The sequence below is a fragment of the Zoogloea sp. genome (assembly GCF_028693495.1).
Classification (GTDB): Bacteria; Pseudomonadota; Gammaproteobacteria; order Burkholderiales; family Rhodocyclaceae; genus Zoogloea.
The window spans coordinates 1-3,054 of the sequence record NZ_JAQUVG010000175.1; the positions used below are offsets into that span (position 1 = coordinate 1).

General features: G+C 61.1%; 3 protein-coding genes and 1 pseudogene. 1 reads left to right on the forward strand and 3 read right to left on the reverse strand.

From position 1 onward, the window contains the following. From PHD22_RS16770 to PHD22_RS16780, 3 genes and pseudogenes are all read right to left on the reverse strand, one after another. Positions 1–209, reverse strand: a pseudogene (locus PHD22_RS16770) (DNA repair protein RadA); the annotation flags it as partial. A 5-nt stretch (positions 210–214) separates the two neighbouring features. After that, a complete protein-coding gene (gene alr / locus PHD22_RS16775; protein ID WP_299869546.1) occupies positions 215–1,294 on the reverse strand; it encodes an alanine racemase in 1,080 nt (359 codons plus the stop codon). Positions 1,295–1,297: 3 nt separating this feature from the next. Continuing rightward, positions 1,298–2,212, reverse strand: coding sequence for a LysR family transcriptional regulator (locus tag PHD22_RS16780; protein ID WP_299869549.1), 915 nt, complete (start codon positions 2,210–2,212; stop codon positions 1,298–1,300). A 125-nt stretch (positions 2,213–2,337) separates the two neighbouring features. On the opposite strand from PHD22_RS16780, the gene lplT reads away from it, so the two are divergent. Beyond that, positions 2,338–3,054: lysophospholipid transporter LplT (lplT, locus tag PHD22_RS16785; RefSeq protein ID WP_299869552.1), on the forward strand; the 717-nt coding region annotated here is incomplete at its 3' end.

Genomic DNA, 3,054 nt, shown 5'->3' on the forward strand with positions numbered 1-3,054 from the left:
GGGGACTCCTGGGGGCGGATCTCCGCGAGGGTCTGCAGGCGACCGCTGTCCCCGGCCAATGCACTGAAGCGCTTGGCGAGGGGTGTCTCCGCCTCGATCAGCGACTCGACCAGGGTATTCCAGGCCTTGCAGTGGGGACACTGCCCCTGCCAGCGGGGCGACTTGCCACCGCATTCGGAGCACACATGCTCAGTCTTCACCTTGGCCATGCTGCTTACCCGTCCTTCTCCGTGACAGGCACCCGGGGCGCCAGTGCACAGAAAAGCTCATAGCTTATGGTTCCCGCGGCAGTCGCGACGTCATCCGCCGAAAGCCGCTCGCCCCACAGGGTGACCGGAGATCCGACGCCCTCGTCTGGCAGATGGGTGAGGTCACAGGCCAGCATGTCCATGGAAACCCTGCCGAGGGTACGGGTACGCCGCCCACCCACAAGGATGGGGGTGTCCGTGGGGGCGTGACGGGGGTAACCATCGGCGTAGCCGCAGGCCACCACACCGATGCGCATCGCTCCGCTGGCAGTAAACGTGCCGCCATAGCCCACCCGCTGCCCGGCCACCAGCTCCTGGACACCGATGATCTCGCTGGTCAGCGTCATCACCGGCCGCAAACCCAGCGCTTCGGCCCTCTGAAGAGCGGGCATCGGAGAGCTTCCGTAGAGCATGATTCCGGGGCGTACGACCTGTCCGACGGCTTCGGGGAAGCGCAGCAGCGCAGCAGAGTTCGCCAGGCTCACGGGAAGGCCCGATCCATGGGCCAGCGTCTTGAAGACCGCCAGCTGCCCGGAAATCCCCACCTCATCATCTGACTGGGCAAAATGGGTCATCAAGGTGATACTGCGTACCGCCGGAAGAGCTCTCAAACGAGCCAGCGCCCCCGGGAAAGCAGCCGCTGTGAAGCCGAGTCGATTCATGCCGGTATTGATTTTCAGCATCACATCGATGGGCTTGGGCAAGGAAGCCCGCTCCAGCATGACCAACTGGGCTTCACCATGTACTGTCGGCCGGAGCTGGAGTTCAGCTACCTGCCGCAGGTCCTCAGGTTCGAAAAAACCTTCCAGCAGCACGATGGGCTGGGTGACTCCCGCATCGCGCAGCAGGCGGGCTTCCGCCAGATCCAGAAGGGCAAAGCCATCGGCAATATCGCCCAAAGCACGTACGGCACGCTCCAGGCCGTGACCGTAGGCATTTGCCTTGACAACGGCCAGGGCCATGGCAGAGCCACTCCGGGCCTTGGCGATACGATAATTGTGACGCAGGGCCTCCAGATTGATGGAGGCGCGGATGGGACGGGGCATGGTTCAGGTCGGAGTGCCGGCGCTCATGCGCCCGATTTCTTCAGTAACGAAATCCGCAAAGGTGTTCACCAGTCGCGAACGGAACTTGTCCTTGAGGAGGATCACTTCAAGCGGCGTGTACAGACGTGGCTCAAGGGGAATGCCCACCAGGCGTCCGGCCTTAACGGCACTCCGGATGGCAGCCACCGAGGCGATGGCGATACCAAATCCAGTGGCAGTCATGTGCTTTACGGTGGATAGGCTGCCCAGTTCCGCAGTGACATTGAGATCTTCGTAAGGGATGCCGGCATTGGCAAAAAACTGATCCACCAGATCACGGATTGCATTACCCGGTTCCCGATGGATCAGTGGATGGGCAACCAATTGTTCGGCATGGACGGATTTTTCCGCAGCCAGGGGATGCTCCGGTGCAACGATCAACTGCAGCTCATCCTGGCCAGCCCTGCGCCGGTCCAGGTTGGACTGGTCCGTGACGATCTCGATCAGCCCCACATCCAGGTGACGCTCGAGCACCCTGCTTTCGATCAGCTGGGAGTTGCCCACCGACACCCGGGGCACCACCCTGGGATAGCGGCGCTTGAAGCCTTCGAGCAGGTAGGGCAGCCAGTAGCCGGCAATGGTGGTGCTGGTGCCCAGGTGAAGCACCCCGGAAAGCTCGTCGGTCAGCTCCGACACCCGGGACTCCAGCTCTTCGGTCAGACCCAGGATCCGCTCTGCGTAGGCCATCACCAATTCGCCTGCAGGCGTGAGGGTGACCCGCCCGTGTCCCCGGTCGAACAGGCGGGTGTTGTACTGCTCTTCCAGTTGCTTGATCTGGAAGGTGACTGCAGGCTGGGTCATGAACAGAGCCTCGGCCGCCCGGGTGAAGGAGCCGTGCCGTGCCACTGCATGAAACACCTGGAGACGTCTATCTGCCATGGTTCATAAATCCGATTTATGTTGCCCTATTGGAGCACAACATTGATCTGGCCGCCATAAGACTGATGGGCCTTCATGGTATAAAGCGCCCTCCGCCAAATTCACCGAGCTTCCGTCGCCCAACGATGCCCTTCGGTTTCTACATGATCATGGCGGCGCAGTTTTTCTCTGCGCTGGCCGACAACGCGCTGCTGATCGCCTCCATCTACATGTTGCGCGAGATGCAGTCTCCACAGGAATACGAGCCCCTGCTCAAGCTCTTCTTCACCCTGTCCTATGTGCTGCTGGCCGCCTTTGTGGGCGCCTTCGCGGATTCGATGCCCAAGTGGCGGGTCATGTTGATCAGCAACACGATCAAGATCATGGGCTGCTCCCTGATGTTCTTCGGAGTCCATCCCCTCTTTGCCTACGCCATCGTCGGACTTGGCGCAGCGGCCTACTCACCGGCCAAGTACGGGATCCTGACCGAGTACCTCCCTCACCGCCTGCTGGTCGTCGCCAACGGCTGGATCGAGGGGCTCACGGTGGGGGCGATCATTCTGGGCACGCTGGTGGGGGGAATGCTGATCAAGCCGTCTTTTTCAGCGACACTTTTGAACGTGGATTTTCCGCTGATCGATACTGGTGTCGACACGGTGCCGGAAATGTCTCTCTGCGTGATCGGTGTGCTCTACCTGATCGCAGCGCTGTTCAACCTGAAGGTTCCGGATACCGGAGTGGACCACAAGGCCCTGAAGTCCAATCCGCTTTACCTGATCCACGACTTCAACCATTGTCTCAAGCTGCTGTGGCGTGACAAGCTCGGCCAGATTTCCCTCGCTACCACGACGCTCTTCTGGGGG

Bases quoted from the DNA above. Each gene is read 5' to 3' on its own strand.
- alr (WP_299869546.1), bottom strand. From the start codon at position 1,294: ATGCCCCGTCCCATCCGCGCCTCCATCAATCTGGAGGCCCTGCGTCAC.
- PHD22_RS16780 (WP_299869549.1), bottom strand. From the start codon at position 2,212: ATGGCAGATAGACGTCTCCAGGTGTTTCATGCAGTGGCACGGCACGGC.